Here is a 20,455-nt window from a genome sequence, read left to right as displayed (position 1 = left end):
CAGAAAAGATAAAAAAAGGAGTTTTTTCATATGGATTTTTTATATTTACTTAAAGAACGTTTTCTTCCTCTCTCATTGATGGCGATAATACCGATTATTAGCGTTATATTACTTATTGCTATTTGGAAGAAAAAAGATCAAGTTTCTAAAATGATGTTAACTTTTGTTACTGTAATTTCATTAATATTGCTTATTTCTTCTCTAGTTCTTATGCTTTTCACTTTAGTAATCGGATACAATTCTTAATATTAATCTTAAAAATTCTCATTATGAGAACTTATTTAAGAGCATTTCTAACATTAGATTTTAAGACTCCGAATTTCTTTACCGGAGTCTTTTTTACTGTAATACGAATTTTCTATTTTTATTTCTACATTCCTAAAATTTTATACAAATCTTTTCTAGTCATATTTTTCTAGATATCCCTATAAAAATATGGATTTATTTTCATTAATTAGATTTTTTCGAAGGAGCAAATATACCATGCATTTTTCATATATAACGATTCCACTCGCCGTCCTATTGATGACAGGATGCACGGATACGGAAACGACCTCGCCTACAGAGCAAGCGACGCAGCAGGAAGACACGCCTACACAAAAGACCGATGCGACGAAGGACGCCGATCAACATCCTGAAAAAAAGGCGGATACTCGTACAGTCAAGCAGTCAAAGGATACGAAGGCATCAACGGAATCAAAAACACCAACTGCAAAAGATTCTTTCACAGGATATAAGAAAATTACGGTCGACGGAGGAGATCTTTCCGGTAGTCGTCAGGCGAACGTTGTCGTCGACATTGGATTCGGTGACCGGAAGTACTGGGCGTTCACGAATGAGCACGGACAGCTGGTCCGCGTCATCGCGAAGAAGATTACACTCCAGAATGATGAGACGGAAGACGTCACGCGTGACGGACGCTACTACTCGGACGAGGCGAAAGTGCCTGGAGTCGAACGTCCGGATCTTGATGAAGGACATATCATTGCCGATTCGCTCGGTGGCGTCTCGAACGCCTACAACATCACTCCGCAGGACAGTACACTGAATCGTCATGGGGACCAGGCGTACATGGAGGACGTCATCCGCAAGGCGGGTGGCGCGACGAACTTCGAAGCGCAGATCACCTATCCGGATACATCGACGATGATTCCGTCCGCATATCAGTATACCTATACGGTCCGTGGAAACACTGTCGTCGACCGGTTCAAGAACGGCAATCCGGACGAGACGAATGCTGCACTCGGTCTGACGAAGAAAAAGAAGACGAAAACAGAAGCGACAGCGAAGTCGACTCCAGATACCGCAAAGACCGAAGACGTCTCGCGCGTCGATACCGACGGCAATGGTCAGGTGACAATCCAGGAAGCGAAAGATGCCGGCTACGCGATGCCAATCACGGAGAAGCACTGGCTGTATCAATATATGCGGGACAACGACCATGACGGCATGGTCGGAGAATAAATCTCCCATCCAATCGAATAGCAAAATATACTGAAGCAGTGACGAGATACTCGTCGCTGCCTTTTTCCGTTCTCATAAACGATGGAATTGATGCGATGTCGAAAAATCATATTGAAAACACCAGTATTAATAATCGTCACTGATGGACAAATACAGCACATAAAAAAAGAAGGTAGCTAAAATACCTACCTCCTTCATTCATGCCACAAAGCTATTCATCATTTATCTTTTCTTTTTACAGCATCCAGATAGACACGCTCCCGTGTCCGCTCTCCAATTGCTAAGATATTGACGACACCTTCAACCTCCTGCTCGACTTCGCGTCCGTCTGAGATTTTTATATTTCCTGCTGAAGCAATAACGATTTTATGCTCAGACAACAGTATATTAATCATTTCCTTTAATTCCGGATAATCTTTTATGAAGCCAAAACTGATATTGACGATGTCTACGTTATTGCTTAATGCCCATCGAAGTCCTTCAATTACATCTTTAACCTCGCCCACACCTTGTGAATCCAAAACTTTGACGTCATATATCTCAACATTTTGAGAAATTCCAACTATACCGACATCATTATCATTTGCTGTAATGATTCCGGCGACGTTTGTTCCATGACCAAAATCATCTTGAGTTGGTTTAGTCTTATTGACAGCGTTAAATGACTTAACCACTTTATTTTGAAGATCTTCGTGTTCTCTATTAATTCCGCTATCTAATATAGCAACTTTAATTTTTTTCTTTCTTACTGCAGTGTCGTACCCAATATAATTCGAACCCCAGCCTATGATTTGCTTTTCCGTCAAAGGATTTTCATCAATAGTTTTGTCTTTACTGATGGTATTTATCATCAAAATAATGACTAGAGCAATTAAAATTGAACCACACAAGATAATGCCTATTTTTTGCATTTTCAATAAGTATCATCAAAGATATTATCTTTGTAGACATTTCTAAAACCATTCAATTCATCTTCATCACTAAAAAGAACGAAGCAACCTCGATCATCGAAAATATTCAATATAATGTTTCGATCTACGTTCACAAAAAATACTTCGGGATAGTACGTATATTTATGACGGAGCCTAGGTTGTAGGTCTTTAAAATCTTGATTACAAATAGCTTTGATTAACATCCTGTAATCTAGAGCATCTTTGCTTGGTAAGAGAACCGCATATTGGATAATTTTTTCTTCTTCGTTAATCACCTTTTTTTTATATTCCATCTTATATTTATCATTTTTATGCTTCAAATGATGAAATACTTTTGTAGCCGTCTTTTGAGCAAAATTTAACTCACTCCTGACATGTGTCACTAAATAAAATTGCTCTTCTTCTCGAAAAATATCTTCAAATAAGGCAATTGATTTTTCATAGACGCTATGAAAGTAATCAAAATTGATGTCATCCGAACCGTCTTTCAGTTGGTAGAGATTTTTTTCTAACTCAAGGCGTATTGATAATTCTTTTCCGACAAAAGAATCTTCAAATAAAGTTACATTCTGAAACTCTGTTTGTAAATATCGTTCTAGTTTCATTTAAATTCTCCTTTATCACTTTTATTTTCTTAATACTTTCCCGCTCTTATCTAATGTGGCGATACGCTTACCTGCCTTGTTCATCAACTTCCAGTAGCTTCCACCATGAGCATTATCTTTACCGACATCTCTAGAAATACTCCAACCTGATTTAGGATCTTTTTTTGTTTGCGATCCTTTTATCTTCTGCGTAAACAATTTGATTATAACTCCATCATCATCCAATAATGATTTTTTAATATCTTTAGCTGCCTCATGTGCGGAAGACTTAAGCACAGCTTTTACGACATCGTCACCATATTTCTTTATGGCCCACGTGACACCATACCTAGCAATTTGTACTGCTACTACTATCAAAGGTACTGCAGAAGAATTTGCAACCTTCGTATCAAATGAATATTCTTCATTTGTCTTTCGATTGACGAGTTTTCCACCGAAATCCTCATCCTCAATGTAAGTCAGAAATACTTCAAAATCTACGTCAATGCTCTCGTTTTCTTCTTGTATTTCACTATTTTTTTACATACTTGTTTCGCTCACTATTATAAAAAAACATGTCAAATAAGATTATACGAAATACTTCTCAGATCGTCTTTTTGAACTGAACCCTGAATGGTGGACACTTGATAAAAGACCCCATTCGGGGTTTTTTGTGTTTAAAGATATCGATATACTGTACCTATTCAATTTAGACGGGAGAACTATTCATGAACAGACGCACCTTCAATCCAGATCAAATCAGACAACTTGAAGCGAATCTTCACGTAGCCTCTGTATCAGATCGTACGATTCAATACAAAGGAGAATTTAAGATTCACGTTGTACGTGAGAATTTAGCTGGTAAGCGACCAATACAAATCTTTGAGGAAAAGCGGCTTTGACCTGGACATGATCGGTAAGCAAACGCCGAACGAAGCGCTGAAACGGTGGCGGAAGACATATCGCATTTATGGAGAAAAAGGACTCTTGAATGAGAGACATGGAAAATCTAATCTTGGAGGTCGACCGAAAAAAGATGATTCCGTCGAACGACGACTTGCGAGAGCTGAAGCACGAATCAAGTACCTCACAGCGGAGAATGAATTACTAAAAAAGCTAGAAGCTCTCGAAAGAGAGGCGAAGTACCGAAACTAACAGCATCTGAACGCTATCAGGCAATCAATATTGTCTTACGAAAACAATCGTCGAGTCGGTTCGTGACGGATCTATGTATGCTCGCTGAAGTGAGCCGCAGCGTTTATTACGCCTGGCTCGCACGTACAGATAGTGTTTCCCTTCGGGAAGAACGCGACTATGCGGACTACCTCCTTCTGAAATATGTTCATGATCGTCATAAGGGAAAAATCGGCTATCGTGGTCTTTACATGGAGATGCTTGATCTTATCGGGGGGCCGATGAATCATAAACGTATTTTGCGTATCATGAGGAAGTTTGGAATCGTGACGAAAATCCGTAGGCAGAACGCCTACCGTAAAATCGCTAAAGCGACATATGAACATAAGACTGTACCAAATCACTTGAACCGTCGGTTCAATCAGCAGGAGCCTGGTAAAGTATTCGTCACAGACAACACTTATCTCCGTATTGGATCTGGCCAAACTGTTTATCTTTCTTGTGTGAAGGATATCGCTACACGTGAAATTATGGCACATCATGTATCTAAAAGCCTCCATATGGAACTCGTCCTTCATACAACGAATAAACTCGCAGAACGACTTCAAGGGAATGTACACCCGGAAGCCATGATACATTCCGATCAAGGATTCCATTATACGCATCCTGCTTATCTAACACGCATCCGTGAGATGGGAATGCTTCAATCCATGTCTCGTAGAGGAAACTGCCTGGATAATGCCCCAATGGAATCGTTCTTTGGGCACTTGAAAGATTATGTCGATTATAAATTAGCATCTGACCTCGATGAGGTCTGTGCCATGGTCGATGCTTACATTGATTATTACAATAGCGAACGAAGACAATGGAAACTACAAAAGATGACTCCGGTACAATACCGAAGCCATCTCATAGCAGCTTAAAACGTTAAGGGTACTTTTATTAAACTGTCCAAACTGTAGGGTTCAGTTCAGCAGTAAGAAAGCAGCTATGAAAATCAGGGATCCTTGAAATACTAGATAATGCCAAATAGCAGTTCCTTTAAATTTAAACGAAAACCAATGCATGAACGCATATAGGATAAAAATAGATGTAAACAATACACTTTATAAGAATTTAATTTGATTAATAAACTGTAGAAATAAAGCTACTATATAAACTAGAAGGATCCAAAATATTATGCGTGAAATACAAAGTAAAAAAGAAACTAGGAATTTAGTATTCGTGGTCATTTTTGATAATCAACTTTCGTGAGTGATTTTTCGATCACCGCTACGTAATATAGAAATCAAAATCATCTTGTTCTTGCTGGTTTAACCTATTTTAAATAGAATTTTATCTGATATTATTTATCACTATTTTATTATTACTTATGTGAAATCAGTCTGAAGTCTAAAGTAATATTTTCTATTTAATCGTACACTTTACTTTTATTGAAGAATCATATGGAAAGTAGGAATGCTAAAATGAATCCTCCAAAAATAAGTATTTTGTTACTACGAACATGTCTTTTTGCATTTTTTCTTGGTCTTCTAGGTTTAGCAATTTATGGATCATTTACACTGTTTAAAGGTTTATCAAATGGAGTTATTTTTGAGAAACCAGGATACGTAGTGTTAATGGTTGCTTATATTGCTCTCATACCTTTGTTAACTTCTATCTTTCATGGTTTCCGCATTTTGAACGCATTTGCAAAGGACTTTGACTCAGCGTCTTCTATTTCTTCATCGTCAAATATTATTAAAAATTCGTTCCTCGTTATTGCTGTTTTAGCCGCCTGTATTCTACCAGTCTTCTTTTATATTGGTCAGGCAGACGATGCTCCTGGAGTAGTCCTTTTAGGGATTACTATCGTCATCTTCCCATTAGCAATCAGTGCTGTTTTTCGATGCCTTCAATACGTTTTAAAAAAATGCACTACTTTGTAAGATAAACAAGTAGATAATTAATTTAGAAAAGATTATGAATTATGAATTACGTAGTGAAAAGCATTCTTTTTTAGAGATAATTAGGCTGACAACAAATTAAGGAATAAGAGTTTTTGTAAATAGGTGTATACATTTCGATATTGAAATGCATACACCTATTTTAGACAATACTCTGTTAACTTTTTAATTAATAAATGAGGCTGGAGACATCTTTTATTCTTTCATAAAATTTCTAGTTTTTATGAAATGTATTTTTTACCTTCAATAATAAAGACGGTTTCTACACGGTTACGTCCTTTTCTCTTTGCTTTATATAATTGTTGATCCACATCATTATAGAAATGGGAAACATCATAAGAGTCAGAACCTAAATAACCAGCTCCAATGGAGACCGTTATTCGTTGCGGTAATGAGAAGTCTGTCTGTTCTACGGAATGACGCAGATGTTCAGAAAAAGCAATAATGTCATCAGGTGATGTTTCTTGAAGAATTATCGCGAACTCTTCTCCACCAATTCGAATAGGTAAACCTGAATGGGGAGTGACAGAAGAAATCAGTTTAGCGAGTTTTATCAACACTTGGTCTCCCTTCACGTGTCCATACGTATCGTTGATGCTTTTAAACCGATCAATATCAAGCAATACATAACCAAAAGACTCTTCGTTATCTCGTATCATTTGAATCAATTGATTCAATCGTCGTCGATTTGCAAGACCCGTCATTGGATCTGTTACTGCCATTTCTTCAAAATCTCGTAACATGACCTGTTGGTTTTCTGCAAACGAGAGAATCATAGCTCGAATATTTTCAGCTTCCCGATAGGGGGAGTTTAAACCTCTCGTTTCTTGTATGATTTCACCTATCGGTTTTTTATAATCGAGTAATGAAAGGCGATTCAACGGTTTTGTAATAAAGATAATTAATCCAATCAAGACAAGAAATGAAATCAAAATCAATGGAAACCCAATAGTGGCTGCTTTGATTGCTGTCAGTTGAGCAGGAGCCAACGCTTTTGATACAGGTGTCATCGAAATGATTCTCCAATCATTTTGAGGAACTGTTGTATATCCAGCGAATACTTGTTCCCCTGTCTGCGCCACTATCGTTCCTTTACCAGGTCTTCCTTTATCAAGATTAATGGTCGCTTGGTGTTTATGTGCCTTTGTCCCGATCCAACTGCGCTTCTTATGGTAAATATAAGTACCGGTCGAGTCGTAGACGGCTACGTCGTATTTATCATTGCCGTACGTTTCCTCGAGAAGGTGAGTCAAAAAGTTTTTTTCACGCAACCAGACTAATCCATTGAGCATACCGAAATATTTCCCATCCTTATAGAGTGCTGTCGAAACTATTAACATCAGTTTCTGATTTTTCCCGATATAAGGGCTCGAAGTAAAATTTCGTTTTAATAGCAATCCTAGTCGTACACCTTCCGTATCCACCTTAGTTCCCATAAGCTTCAAGTCAGGAGTATTGGCTTTTCCAATACCATTTTTATCGATGATTGCAATCGAGTTAAAATTAGAATTAGATTTTTTCAAATTTTGTGTAAGTTCGTTCAATTTTTGGGAATTATCCCAATTGGATAGGATAGTTTCATGATGTGCGAGTAATGTTTGCTCCATTAGTAGAAATGTATCATTAGTTAGAGCACTTAACTTCTTAGCATTTGAATAGTTTTCGTTTATCGTATTTTCCTTCAGCGTTTGTCGGTTAACATAGTAAATCGTAGCAAAAATAGAGATTAATACTACAATCATAGTTACCATTGTTACGGTAATGACCCAAAACTTAAGCGGTAGCTTCATTCAGTGTAGATCCTTCCTTTTTTATAACCATAATGTTACATAAATTATACCAAAAGAAAGAATGGTACCTTCATCTAGAAGATGTTTTAATATTTTTATTTATAATAAATGTGAAAGCGTAGACAAAAAATATTTTAAGTAGAAACGCCCTACAATTTACTCTTTTTACATATTTTCCTGATAAAATAAAAGTACACGATGGACATTTTTTTGAACACCAGGTATTCCGTCATATACGTCGGTCCATAAACCCTTTAAACGATGCTCTCATTTCTTATCACAGCTGACTTAGATCACCTACTCCGTTTCCTAGTTTTTCCTTTACTATAGTGACCTCTAGTATTATTGCTGTGACTTTCTTTCGATGTCATTTTTGTAAATTATTTTTTTCAATTGTTAAAGTATGTATTCATATTAAAAGTAGATCTCTTTTTACTTATTAGAGATATCTTTTTTGATTATCTCTTTAGAATGGAGGAACTATGAAACACTTACGATGGGGCTTATATCTTCTAACTATTTTTTTATTTTTATTTATTTATAATTCGTTTTTTAATTATGAATTCGTCCTGTTCATTTCGACTTTTTCGTCTATCCACGTCATGCATTTTTGTGTATTCTTCAGTTTTCTGCTCACTTTTTGTTCTATCCTATTAATGATGAAAATTAGCTCATCGAATGATAGTAAAGCCGTTATCGGTATATTAATTACTCTCGTTTTGAATTTATCGTTTCTACTTATTACAGGAATCATCGATTTTATCGGATCGTGGCTGACTTAAAAACATTGCTATACATGTTAAAGATAAACATGGGAACTATAAAAGATGACTCCGATACAAAACGGAAGTCATCTTCATGCAAGCTTTAACCAATTAAGGTGGTTGTATTAAACTGTTCAAATACTAGGACTTAGAAAAAAATCGAGACGTTATTGGTTTGCATTTAATTTAATACGTTTATTCTAGCATTCATTTATTTGATACAAAGTTGATATCTATTCCCCTTTTATATTTTTAGTCAACCATCACATTAAATTTCTTAAAGTAGTATGTATCTTTTTAAATTTCTTAAAGTAGTATGTATCTTTAAGCTTTCCTTTGCTTATAAAAATTCATCATATATTTGTAAGGAATTATCTCGCACCTTTTAATAGTTATCTATTGAAAGATCATTTGTTTATTAAAAGACCTTTCCCACCTTTTGTTTGCAGCGTGTTTACTCTCTCTACGTTTTCAAGAAGAGGTTTTGCCTTTTGAATCAAAGTTTGAGTGACTGCTAGATTTAAAGACGCTTTATGGGATGTTTCATTCGACCATACTTCGTATACATAAACCACATTTGCTTCCTCATCAGAAACACTTACAACATAAATTTCACATTCCTCTAATTTTTCCATTGATCGAGAGGCATTTAAAAGGATATCAACCATTTCTTCTCTTTTATTTTCTGATACAAAGAACTTAGTAAATAAACAGTACTTAGACATATATATCCTCCTTTTGGATTCGAGATATTATTTTACTTTTAGAACCCTACATACTTGTATTAGTCTTTAGGTCTTTACCTCTTTTTCCACATCATGGTTTATTATTTGTAAAAAAATGATCAATCAAATCAAAATTTTAGTTAAGCTCCTTATTCTCAAATTATGTTCAAAATCCTTCTATACTTATAGAAAAAATAATTTCCGTTACTTTTTTCGTCTACTACTGAAATTTATGAAAAACACCTAAATCTTATTCCACAAGATAAGACCGTTCTGAAGAAAAACACGTATTCTAAAAAAGGTCTTTCATGATAACTGCATGTTTCTGAATTCTTTTTTATCAACACATATTTCCTCTAACTTTTCATATAAAAACAAAGAGTGTAGATATTTCGATGTCGAAATGTCTACACTCTTTGTTCAGTAAGTATTCGATTACTGATTTGATTACTGACTTCTTTGTCTAAATCTGATGTCTTATTTTTATTCCATATATTTTTTCACATCGATCGCTGCGTTATGGCTACCGAATCCGAACGAGTTAAATAATTACTGCATTTCCATCGAGCGAGCCCCATCTGTTACATAATCCAAGTCGCACATGGGATCATCGACTTCAAGATTAATCGTGGGTGAAATGATTCCTTCCTGTAAACATTTCGCAAGCGCGATCGCTTCCGATCCACCGGGAGTGCGTTCGCATGTTCCTCAAACAATTTTTTAATCGTACGTATCTCGGACTGATCACCGACAATCATATTCGTCGCATGGGCACTGATTACATCGATGTCATTCGTCTCGATCCCTGCCGCTTCATGGCGAGGTAGGCTCCCTGACTCTCTGGATGGGTCGCCACTATACGATAGGTCTCTGAACTTGCCCCCATATCCGACGACTTCCGCATAGATGGACGATCCTCGTCGCTTCGCGTGTGATAACGACTCTAGAATCAAGATGCCTGCATCTTCCGACATCACAAAGCCATCACGTGTCGCGTCAAAAGGGCTACTCTCTTTTGCAGATGATTCATTTTTTGTAGACAATGCTGTCTTTGCTATAGGCAATTCCGCGATGCCCGCTTCCATCCCATCAGCGAATGCAGCATCAGCTGAAAGTGCTCGAGGATCTACAAGTATGCGTCTTGACCTATCCTTACAGCGATGTTAGTAGCTATATAGACTAATTAGGGTAAAAACGTTATAAAAGTAAGCGGTGACCCATAAAGTTCCGGACTACTTCATGAAGAGGGTTGTTTCCCCTCTTTTTTTACATGTAGTGCTGATGTTTTCGAGTATAGATAAGAAATGTTATCTTCATTAAAACTACTGAAATTAATTGGATTATCGGTAAAATTAATAATAAACGAATGATTTCGACGTCGAACCGTATACACTCATTATTAATTTATTCGTTTCATCAAAATAATGTCAGGGTTACAATCAATAATAAAATGTGTGAGAGTATTTTATACAAATATTTTGGTTTACAATCTTTCTATTTACTATAGTTCAGGTTTTTTACGTAAACAGCTTTTTTCCTTCTAACTACATTTTTTACAATAATAAAGAAGTCCTAAGGTCTAAAAGTTCCGTTTAGTATCTAATACTAGGAACTAGTAATAATATAGCAATCGAGAGTACATTATCGTATCGAGGAGTGAATAAAATGGTTGTTTCTAAAGCTCAGATCACTGCAATTGGTTCCTACGTCCCAAAAAACAAATTAACCAATATGGATTTAGAAAGTATGGTAGAAACAAATGATGAATGGATTGTACAACGCACCGGTATTAAAGAGAGAAGAATAGCGAATAAAGATGAGTATACAAGTGATATTGCTTATCAAGCTGTACTAAATCTGAAAGAGCGCTACAAGAAGTCGATAGAAGATGTAGATATGATTATCGTCTGCACCCTGACACCTGATTTTAAAACGCCAAGTGTCGCTTCCCTTGTTCAAGCAAAATTAGGTATATTACATGCGGGTGCCATTGACTTAAATGCTGCATGCGCTGGTTTTGCGTATGGATTACATATGGCAAATGCTTTAATCAGCTCTGGATTGCATAAGAAGGTACTCGTTATTGGTGCTGAAACGCTTTCTAAAGTCACTGATTATACTGATCGTAATACCTGTATTTTATTTGGTGATGGTGGTGGAGCAGCACTGGTCGAATTCGACGAAAACCATTCAAGTTTTATTTCTTCACATCTCATTTCTGAAGGAGAAAAAGCAAAGAGCTTATATTGTTCTAATCTCTCCGATCAAATATTTAAAGACGAAATAGTAGACAGTAAAAAGATTGTTCAAAACGGTAGAGAAGTTTACAAGTGGGCAGTCAGTACCGTGCCTAAAGGAATGAAACAAATTGTCGAAAAAGGGGCGACTTCCTTAGAGCAAGTCGATTGGTTTATACCGCATAGTGCTAATCTCAGAATGATTGATTCGATCTGTGGAAAAAGCGGATTTCCTTTGGAGCAAACTCTGTATAGCTTGGTCGACTACGGAAATACTTCTTCTGCAACCATTCCTTTATCATTAGACAAAGGAATTAAAGAAGGAAAGATCAAGTCGGGTGACCGTATCCTCTTATATGGATTTGGGGGCGGACTGACTCAAGCTGGTTTATTGTTAGAATGGACTTTGTAAAATCGTAAATTAACACTAAAGCACCCACATTTCAATAATGAACTACCCCATAAAAGTTGGACATAAAAATCCAACTTTTATGGGGTGTTTTTTATGATCAAATATACAAAGGCGTTTAAAGTCCAGGTCGCTGAGCGTTATCTGACAGGACGAGACGGATACCGAGGTGTAGCGATAGAATTCGGGATAGCACGTGAACTGATCCGTGAGTGGTTGCGTCTCTATGAGCGTTGGGGGGAAACGATCTTCGATCCTTCCTATACAAGCCACTCGCTGGCATTTAAACTGGAGGTATTAAATGACATGGTGATTAACAGGCTGTCCAATATAGAAGCGGCCGTAAAGTACCGAATTTCCTCCCCAGGGACGATCTCGAGATGGCGATCAACGTATGAACGGGAAGGGACCGCAGGTCTGGTCGCCAGACCGAAAGGACGTGCCCCGATGGCGAGACGCAAGAAGAAGGAATTTGAAGAAATGACAGAAGTCGAGAAGCTTAAAGAGCGGATCGAGTATCTCGAGATGGAGAACGCTGCGTTAAAAAAATTGAAAGCCTTGGTTCAAGAAGAGAATGCGCGACGAACCAGATCAAGGCACAAGTAATCGACGAATTGCGGTCAGTCTATCCCGTTCCGGGACTCCTTCGCGTGCTCGGTATGGCACGAAGCGTCTATTACTATTGGCGGACGCGCCTGACGGGTGAGGACAAGTATGCGAAGGTGAAGACAGCTATCCATACCCTCTTCCACGAACACAAGGGACGATGTGGCTATCGTCGCATCCACGCACTTCTCGAACGCCAAGGCTTCCGGCAAGACCGAAGACCGTACGCCGTCTAATGAATGAGCTCGGTCTCAAATGTCTCGTCCGTATGAAGCGATACCGCTCCTATAAAGGACGGGTCGGAAAGGTCGCACCGAATCTTCTCCAACGTGACTTCAAGGCCACCGGCCTGAACCAGAAATGGGTGACTGACGTCACTGAGTTTCACCTGTTCGGGGAGAAGCTCTACCTCTCGCCGATGATGGACTTGGGAAACCGTGAGATCATTGCTTATACCCTATCGGACCGCCCTACCTATCAATTCGTTGGTGAAATGTTGGATCAGGCAATCGGGAAGCTCGACGGGAAAGCCCGACCGATTCTGCATTCCGACCAAGGGTGGCATTATCAATATCGAGCGTTCGTCGGTACGCTTCACGAGCACGGCATTACGCAAAGCATGTCCCGTAAGGGCAACTGCCTCGACAACGCAGCCATCGAAAGCTTCTTCGCTGTGCTCAAGTCAGAGCTCCTGTATCTCAAGGAGTTCGATGACATGGACCACTTCAAATGTGAGCTCGAGCGTTACATCGAGTACTATAACCATCGTCGTATCAAGGGACGACTAAAAAACCTGAGCCCAGTGGAATACCGGACTCAGGTCCTCAAGGTCGCCTGACAAATTATTTATTGTCTAACTTTTTTGGTTCAGTTCATAAATACTAGGGGATGTTGATCTTATATCGAAGCTGCGACTTCTTGTAAATTGTCTGCTGTTTCGGCAATTGAATCGGCGATGCGGCGCATCCCTTCGATTGTTCCGGCGACATCACTTGTATCTGACGATAACTCGCGTACTTGTCGTGAGACAACTTCTGTCTGTTCGGAGATTCTAGAGAATACGTGGACTATTTCTTGCATTTCAGTCGTCGTCTGAACGACTGCGCTTTCTGTCTCCCCCATTCGTTTCGACACAACCAGCATTTTTTGTGTGATTTCCTGTGCGATACGTGATGTCTCTGCTGCTGATTGTTTACTTTCTTCTGCCAACTTTCGTACCTCCTGAGCAACGACCGTGAATCCTCTTCCCATCTCACCTGCGCGCGCAGCTTCAATTGAAGCGTTCAAGCTCAGTAAATTTGTTTGGTCCGAAATCGTCGTTACCATCCCAGCAATTTGTTCGATTTCTTCGGATAGCCGAGATAGCTCTGCGACCTGTTCGGTTGTCTGTGTCAGGTCATGAACAACATCTTGAAAATGATGCGTTTTTTCTTCGACCAATGTCACTCCATCTTCTGCCTCCACAACTGCTTTTGTTAAACGATCTGAAATTGTGTCGGTTGTCAGTGAGACGCGTTTCGCATGCTGCTCGATTTCTTGAAAATTCGCTGACGATTCTTCACTCATCGCCGCTAATCCCTCAATTGATCGTTGAACACCCTCACCAACTTGACGCTTTGCTAATTCAATTGCTTGTCGCTCTTCTTCAACTTGCCCTTCATACATCGTCATGACGATTTGCTGTTCTAGATTGAACAGTTTACTCGCAGAACGCATAATACGAATACGCTCAGCTTCTGGCCAGTCACTATTTTCAATTTTATCGCTTAGCACATTCCATACTTTTTGGAAAGCAGCAACATACCATTTAGTCTGTAGACCAATCTGTACATGGCGATCTGCGATCCGACGACGAGCTTCTATGTATTCCATCGTCACTTTTCCTTCAAACATTTGAAGAATGTGTCGAGAGAGCGTTCCTTTTAATCGTTCGAGAGTCGAATGATGCTCAATCAAACGACGTAAAGAAGGAATCCGAATCAGCTCTTCATAGAACGCATCGACCATACTAGGCATCCAATGAGCTACATCCGTATAAATAACACGTACCATTTGTAAATCGAGGATGGTTAGATCAATTAAGTGAAGCTGTTCTTCCAAAGAACTCGGTACTTTCAGGATGGCATGCGTAGCTTCAGCTTCAATTAACGCATCAAAGGTTACTACTTTTGCTGTTTTAAACCATTTCATTTATTTCTCCCCTTCATTTCCAGTTAAACCTCGCCTCTTATATCGTCGTATTTTATTGGAATTTGAATGGGAGTTCAAAGAACGGTGTCTTTTTCTTTTTAAGATAAATTATTTCATTGTCGTTATAAGGATCCTGCGATAATTGTATATTTCCCTTATCAAACCGATAACTATTGAAGTATTTTAAATTCCAAATCCTATTCTCACTATTAATTGTAGTAACGTTTTAATCATACTATCACCCTGATCTTCAGGCGGAAGAATACAGTCTAAATAATTGCAGATATAGACATGCACCAATGATAGCGAAAAGGAGAATGATAGTGAAGATACCGAGAGGTGCAATCCATCCTGATGCGTAGATGGCGAGAGGAGCCAGCGACTTACCAAGTGTGTTTTGAAGACTATCAGCAGCTAGATACTGACCTCTTGCCTCTTCAGGAGCATAATGACCGATGAAACTTTGTGTGACAGGTGTACGCATGATCTCACCTAACGTGAAGATGAGCGTACAGCCAAACAGAAACCAGATGTTGTTATTCCATCCGACTAAAAACGTACCTCCTCCTGCAAGTAGCGTCGACATGACAAAGAGACGTTTTTCTGACCAATGTTTGAGTCGATTCGTTACGGGAAGAATCAAGATGACAAACAAAAGACCATTAAAGCCTACCAACCACCCAAAAATGGATTGGCTCGTGAGCTGAAATGAATCCATCAGGTATGGTACAAGAGGTTGTGTAGGTACATTCTCTATCACATAGACTGGTAAGTAGAGATCGAGTTGCATCACTGGGAAGAGCGAACAAATTCCCGCAATCACGTATATCAGAAAAATACGATCTTTGAGAATAAATCGATAACCAGACCATTTAGATTGAAAGGCAGATTTAAGTGGGATTGTGACATCTTTTGGCTTGGAACGATCAGGTAAGGTTTCACTGACGATAAAATAGATCGTGATGAAGTAAAGGAACAGAACCGTTGCACAGGTCCATAACAACAGTTGACGATATTGAAAAAAAAAGACTGCCCCGATAATAGGTCCTAAAACGGCACCTATATTGTTCACAGTCATAAATGTCGCGTACACCTGTCGCAATTCATCCTTTGGTACCGTGTCCGCTACCATCGCTGAACTTGCGGGCCGATAAAATGCTGCCCCTATCCCAATTCCGATAAATGCAACATAATCGATCCAAGGAGAGGAGGAGACGGCAAATAGAATGAACATACTCATTTGCAAAAATGTTCCGATCAGCATGACAGGACGCCTCCCTAACGTATCCGCAACACCTCCTCCTATTAAACTTCCGATGATACTTAGTAAGGGCGGTAGTACCATTATTAGTCCAGCAGTCTGTAAGCCAAGTTTTTGACCAAAGTAGACCGTCAAAAAAGGAAAGTACATCCAAAATAATAAATTAAATAATCCTTCTCCTACCAGTCTGACTTTCACATTCGAATTCCAATAAATTTTGTTCATAATAACTCCTCTCAAATAAATAAGGAATAGCGTCTTCCTTTTGTAGTTTTACTATAGAGAAGATGATTAATAAGATATAGACTTATCTTTTAATGTGGATTATACTAATATTATGAAAATTGAGTAGACAAACCTTTGTTTAAATTGTACCTTAAAACGAACGTATGTTTGTTTTGAGGTACTTTATTTTTAACTATCGCTTTTTTGTTTCTTCCTATTTTTTAAGAATTTTAGAGTTTCTTTGTTATATAACTGACCAATAAAAAGCAGTCCCTGTCTTTATATGACGAGGACTGCTCTTTATTATTTTAAACACGTCGACTTTTTACTTTATCGATCAGAAACAACTACAGACTAACTCGATTAAATAAAAATCACTTATCTTTTCTTAGCCGTAATTAACTCCTACAAGTAGAAGCAGAGATTCGTTTATATGGCTTATATGGAAGTTAAGTCCGTGACCTAGATTTCTCATACACATCATTTTTATTGTTCTTTTGCGACTCAATTATCAATAAATCATTCAATGTAGTGGAATGGAGGGAGTCAATGAATAAGGAATAGGCTTTATCCATCACGTAAGGGATGGCATATCCACCTATATAGCTACGTTCTGCATCTGTGGAATGCGTCATCTTTTCAAATTGTAAAACGACTTCGCTCACTTTAATTTGAGTAGCTGGTTTTGCTAACTTAAATCCACCTCCCCTTCCACGAACAGTGCGAAGAAGGTCTAGCTTACTCAAGATCCAAACAATTTTCATTAGATGATTTTCCGAGATGCGTTGAGCCTCTGCTACTTCTTTCACTGTCACTAATCGTGAAGGGTGTGTCCCAGCAAACAACAGTGTACGGATGGCATAATCGGTCGATACGTTTATTCTCATAAATATAAGAGTCCTCCTTGCGCTCTACAATGAACCATATCTGTCGGCATATAACAAATCATTCTTTTCGATATAATACAGTTTTACAACTTTTTTTATTATAGAATATGTAGGATGTCCAGACAAAATAAATATCTTAATTTTAAGAAGAAAATTGAATGAATGTAACAATATTACAAATTGATTTATCAGCCTTTTAATCTGCTACTACTCTTTCTCAAGAGCAATTTAGATATAAAAAAACAAGCCACCTATTTAGATAGCTTGTTTTTTTACGATTTGCGAAATACCCAATAAGACTGACCAAGATAATTTAATCCCGTATAGATGACCATCCCGATTAGAATTGCGCCAGTCTCTTGTAGATTTGGTAAAAGGTAATGGACTCCCCATAGACTAAAACGATAGGCAATGAGGTAGCTGATGGAAACGACGATTAAAAAACGGATCCAATAGGACAACCCTCCTGCCTCTTGGCGAAAGGTGAAACGGCGATTGAGCATGTAGCTGATCCAAACACCACATGCATTCCCAATGGCCGTCGCTCCCCAATAACCAGTATGCAAGACATGAAAACAAAACAATGTCAACGTCAGACCAACCAACGTATTGAGGATTCCTACTAATAAGAAACGAAGGAAGGTCATCATTCTCGTTTTTTCTCGACGACATAACGAGGACGCCGCTTGACTTCCTGATAGATTTTACCGATATATTCACCTATCAGTCCGATCCCGAGTAACTGAAGTCCCCCGATGAACCAGATGGACATCATTAATGACGTCCATCCATCCATTGCCTCTCCTTCATATCTGCGATAAAGGGCATACCCAACAAATCCGACCGAGACGAAGAGCATAAACAGTGAGACTAAAAATAACAGCTTAATCGGGCGGACACTAAATGAGGTTACCCCGTCCCATGCAAGAGCCATCATCTTCCGTAATGGGTATTTCGATTCCCCTGCTTGACGTGCTTGACGTGTGTAGGTCACTTCTGTTGTTTGGAAACCAAGGGAAGGCACCATTCCTCGCAAAAAGAGATTACGTTCCGGATGTGCACAAAGCGTTTCGACGGCTCGTTTGCTCATGAGACGATAGTCTGCATGATTGAAAATGGTTTCTACACCTAGCCAGTCAATGAAGCGATAAAAACCTTGAGCAGTGGACCGTTTAAACCAACTATCGGTCTGACGATCTTCTCGTACGCCATAGACTATATCATTCCCTTTCGCAAATTCACCCAAGAACTGCTCGATTACTTTTACGTCATCTTGAAGGTCTGCATCCATCGACACAACACAATCTGCATGTGTGTGTCCTTCGACAAGACCCGCGAACAAAGCATTTTGATGTCCAACGTTGTGAGCTAATTTTAATCCTCTAAACCGACCATCCTGTGCATGGACATCTTCGATTTGAGACCAGGTATCATCTTTACTTCCATCATCTACGAATAAGACAAAGGAGTCCTCAGAAATGAGGTGTCTTTCTCGCCACTCTGTTAAAAAACGGTGCATCGTACGGACCGTCAAGCGTAATACTTCCGTCTCGTTATAGCATGGAATTATTACACCTAGCGTAGGTGTCTTCGTCATTGTCATATCATTACTCCTCCATGAACGAAATTACTTCGTGCTCTCTGTAGTAGCTTGAATACGGTACAACCGAATCTTCCAAGCGGAATGCTGATCTTCGAACGTTCTTTCGTACTGCAATCCAATCGCTGCAGCATTTTTGATTGGTACAGCAGATAAGAGATATGTTGCACCTATCTGCTTCAACTGTGCTGTATTGATGGACAAATGTTGAATTGGAACTTGGTGTTTCTTCGTGTATTCGTATTCTTTACCGAGCTCGGAAGAAAACAAATAAACTCGATTTCCCCACGTATCAAAATAACGTTGCAATAGATCACTTTTATTTAGTTCTTCAGCAATCACCTTTCGGAAGGAAGCTTTATACCATAGCGGATAAAAGTTCACATAGCCATCCACAGTCTGCATCCCATTGTACTGAGCGATCGCAGGGTGCATTCCGATAGAGGCAACCTGGTAATCTTTTGTAGGTTGGTCAATAAACCGTTTGATGTCAGAGAACTGAGAAGTCGCATAAAATGCCTCATAGGATGGATGATGACGATAAAGGAACTCGGGATTCCATGCGAGCAAGACAAAGGTTTGGGCTATTAGCAGGCAAATCACCCATTTTAGTTTAGCTGTTCTCCATAACCAATCGAGCATCAAGTAAAACAATGCATACCACAACATCGGTTGAAGAAAGTGGAATCGGGAGAAATTGAAAGTTCTGATGAGAGAGACCTGTTGCTTTAACGGGTTCCATCCCTCATAGAACCAAAATGCATACCAAAGTGATAAACCAAAAACAAACCACATTAAAGTTCGAATTCGCTTTGCTGCATGATCTTTTTGACGGAATACTAAAAATCCGACAATCAAGAGTGTTAGTAGGATAATGGGCGACTGAACCGCCCGATCATGTGTATGACCGAACATCAAATTTTTAAAAAACAAACGGATACTGGACCAAAAGCCGTTGTTTCCCGTCTCGAAGTCATTTCGACTGGTAGGTTCTTCCTCCCACAACATCGAGAAGACCAATCGATATTCAATTAGTAAATATAATAAGACTTGAAAACAATATGCGATCCAAAATCGACTATGAAAACTACGTTCGCGGATTTCCTTCATCACATGGTAGAGGGCAAGCGTTGCTAAAAAGAAAATGATTCCTAACACAAAGCTAGAATAGAATGGAACCAAAATTAGTATTAACGCACTCAACTTTATCTTTCGGCCACGCCAGATATTCCAGTACGCCCACAATAAGAGCGGCATCCCAAGCGTACTGAGCATGCCTGATGGCCAGAATGGAGTCCAAGAAAATAAAACCGCCACCCATAAAGTATATGATTTAGGAATAACACCTTTCGCATAATCACGTAACAATAGGTACATTCCTAAAAAAGCAAAGATTCGGACCAGTGTTTGACTGATTACATATGCCGTAAACGGCGAGAACCATTGATACAGCCAAATGATAGCCGTAAATTCGCTGACAAAGGCATTTCTTGAGACAACCCCACTTAATAAGTCAGGAACAGTCGCTTGAAGGCTTGCATAAATACTATTCGTATCGACCAATGTTTTGTACCAAACGATATTCGAATCTAAATTATCATGAATACGAACATGAGCATGTTCCCCAAGTAAGACCATCGGGGAAATGTAGAGACATGCTAGCAACATCCCTATTAAAATGCGAGTTCTTTCTCTCATCGT

General features: G+C 38.8%; 18 protein-coding genes and 2 pseudogenes. 8 read left to right on the top strand and 12 right to left on the bottom strand.

Going from position 1 to position 20,455, the window contains the following annotated elements; all coding sequences use genetic code 11:
- Positions 1-30 precede the first annotated feature (30 nt).
- Together ADM98_RS01150 and ADM98_RS01145 are read left to right on the top strand one after the other, a co-directional pair.
- Positions 31-246: a hypothetical protein gene (locus tag ADM98_RS01150; RefSeq protein ID WP_053451884.1), complete on the top strand. Its 216-nt coding sequence runs from the start codon at positions 31-33 to the stop codon at positions 244-246.
- Between the two features lie 237 nt (positions 247-483).
- Positions 484-1,464 (top strand): DNA/RNA non-specific endonuclease, encoded by a 981-nt coding sequence (locus ADM98_RS01145; RefSeq protein WP_053451883.1) that lies wholly within the window; start codon positions 484-486, stop codon positions 1,462-1,464.
- Between the two features lie 218 nt (positions 1,465-1,682).
- On the opposite strand, the gene ADM98_RS01140 is transcribed toward ADM98_RS01145, so the two are convergent.
- From ADM98_RS01140 to ADM98_RS17520, 3 genes are read right to left on the bottom strand one after another with little or no spacing between them, the layout of a single operon-like run.
- Positions 1,683-2,375: a S8 family peptidase gene (locus tag ADM98_RS01140; protein ID WP_053451882.1), complete on the bottom strand. Its 693-nt coding sequence runs from the start codon at positions 2,373-2,375 to the stop codon at positions 1,683-1,685.
- Positions 2,376-2,377: 2 nt separating this feature from the next.
- Positions 2,378-3,001, bottom strand: a complete 624-nt coding sequence (locus tag ADM98_RS01135; protein WP_053451881.1) for a DUF3885 domain-containing protein — start codon at positions 2,999-3,001, stop codon at positions 2,378-2,380.
- Positions 3,002-3,022: 21 nt separating this feature from the next.
- A complete protein-coding gene (locus ADM98_RS17520; protein ID WP_268760702.1) occupies positions 3,023-3,508 on the bottom strand; it encodes an SAR2788 family putative toxin in 486 nt (161 codons plus the stop codon).
- A 200-nt stretch (positions 3,509-3,708) separates the two neighbouring features.
- Between ADM98_RS17520 and ADM98_RS17065 the strand changes: the two are divergent.
- Positions 3,709-5,037, top strand: a pseudogene (locus ADM98_RS17065) (IS3 family transposase).
- A 543-nt stretch (positions 5,038-5,580) separates the two neighbouring features.
- Positions 5,581-6,042, top strand: a complete 462-nt coding sequence (locus tag ADM98_RS01115) for a hypothetical protein (protein WP_053451879.1) — start codon at positions 5,581-5,583, stop codon at positions 6,040-6,042.
- A 239-nt stretch (positions 6,043-6,281) separates the two neighbouring features.
- On the opposite strand, the gene ADM98_RS01110 is transcribed toward ADM98_RS01115, so the two are convergent.
- The 3 genes and pseudogenes from ADM98_RS01110 to ADM98_RS01100 form a co-directional block, all read right to left on the bottom strand.
- Positions 6,282-7,850, bottom strand: coding sequence for a sensor domain-containing diguanylate cyclase (locus tag ADM98_RS01110; RefSeq protein ID WP_053451878.1), 1,569 nt, complete (start codon positions 7,848-7,850; stop codon positions 6,282-6,284).
- Between the two features lie 1,171 nt (positions 7,851-9,021).
- Positions 9,022-9,339: a putative quinol monooxygenase gene (locus ADM98_RS01105; protein ID WP_053451877.1), complete on the bottom strand. Its 318-nt coding sequence runs from the start codon at positions 9,337-9,339 to the stop codon at positions 9,022-9,024.
- 483 nt (positions 9,340-9,822) lie between these two features.
- A pseudogene (locus tag ADM98_RS01100) lies at positions 9,823-10,460 on the bottom strand (beta-ketoacyl-[acyl-carrier-protein] synthase family protein); the annotation flags it as partial.
- A 544-nt stretch (positions 10,461-11,004) separates the two neighbouring features.
- Here ADM98_RS01100 and ADM98_RS01095 point away from each other — a divergent pair.
- The 4 genes from ADM98_RS01095 to ADM98_RS17715 all read left to right on the top strand — a co-directional run bounded on the left by ADM98_RS01095 (position 11,005) and on the right by ADM98_RS17715 (position 13,429).
- Positions 11,005-11,988 carry a ketoacyl-ACP synthase III gene (locus ADM98_RS01095; RefSeq protein ID WP_053451875.1) on the top strand — a complete coding sequence of 328 codons (984 nt, stop codon included), beginning with the start codon at positions 11,005-11,007 and terminating at the stop codon, positions 11,986-11,988.
- Between the two features lie 93 nt (positions 11,989-12,081).
- Positions 12,082-12,591, top strand: coding sequence for a helix-turn-helix domain-containing protein (locus tag ADM98_RS17725; RefSeq protein WP_053451874.1), 510 nt, complete (start codon positions 12,082-12,084; stop codon positions 12,589-12,591).
- 8 nt (positions 12,592-12,599) lie between these two features.
- Positions 12,600-12,827, top strand: coding sequence for an IS3 family transposase (locus ADM98_RS17720; RefSeq protein WP_442855409.1), 228 nt, complete (start codon positions 12,600-12,602; stop codon positions 12,825-12,827).
- A complete protein-coding gene (locus ADM98_RS17715) occupies positions 12,752-13,429 on the top strand; it encodes an IS3 family transposase (protein WP_442855408.1) in 678 nt (225 codons plus the stop codon). Before ADM98_RS17720 ends, ADM98_RS17715 begins: the two co-directional genes overlap by 76 nt.
- 59 nt (positions 13,430-13,488) lie before the next feature.
- Here ADM98_RS17715 and ADM98_RS01080 read toward each other — a convergent pair whose 3' ends face one another.
- From ADM98_RS01080 to ADM98_RS01055, 6 genes are all read right to left on the bottom strand, one after another.
- Positions 13,489-14,781, bottom strand: coding sequence for a globin-coupled sensor protein (locus tag ADM98_RS01080; RefSeq protein ID WP_053451873.1), 1,293 nt, complete (start codon positions 14,779-14,781; stop codon positions 13,489-13,491).
- Positions 14,782-15,031: 250 nt separating this feature from the next.
- Positions 15,032-16,267, bottom strand: a complete 1,236-nt coding sequence (locus ADM98_RS01075; RefSeq protein ID WP_053451872.1) for an MDR family MFS transporter — start codon at positions 16,265-16,267, stop codon at positions 15,032-15,034.
- 449 nt (positions 16,268-16,716) lie between these two features.
- The gene (locus ADM98_RS01070; protein ID WP_053451871.1) at positions 16,717-17,154 is read right to left on the bottom strand and encodes an RrF2 family transcriptional regulator; all 438 of its coding nucleotides are present in this window, start codon (positions 17,152-17,154) and stop codon (positions 16,717-16,719) included.
- A 272-nt stretch (positions 17,155-17,426) separates the two neighbouring features.
- Complete coding sequence (locus ADM98_RS01065; protein WP_053451870.1) at positions 17,427-17,804, bottom strand: GtrA family protein; 378 nt, start codon at positions 17,802-17,804, stop codon at positions 17,427-17,429.
- Positions 17,801-18,757: a glycosyltransferase family 2 protein gene (locus ADM98_RS01060; protein ID WP_235504807.1), complete on the bottom strand. Its 957-nt coding sequence runs from the start codon at positions 18,755-18,757 to the stop codon at positions 17,801-17,803. The genes ADM98_RS01065 and ADM98_RS01060 overlap by 4 nt, the downstream gene beginning before the upstream one ends.
- Before the next feature lie 24 nt (positions 18,758-18,781).
- Positions 18,782-20,452, bottom strand: coding sequence for a DUF6044 family protein (locus ADM98_RS01055; protein WP_053451869.1), 1,671 nt, complete (start codon positions 20,450-20,452; stop codon positions 18,782-18,784).
- Positions 20,453-20,455 lie beyond the last annotated feature (3 nt).

Source organism: Exiguobacterium sp. BMC-KP, assembly GCF_001275385.1.
In the GTDB taxonomy this organism is placed as follows: Bacteria; Bacillota; Bacilli; order Exiguobacteriales; family Exiguobacteriaceae; genus Exiguobacterium_A.
The sequence above is the reverse complement of the archived record's forward strand: the minus strand, read 5'-3'. Positions and strand labels throughout refer to the sequence as shown.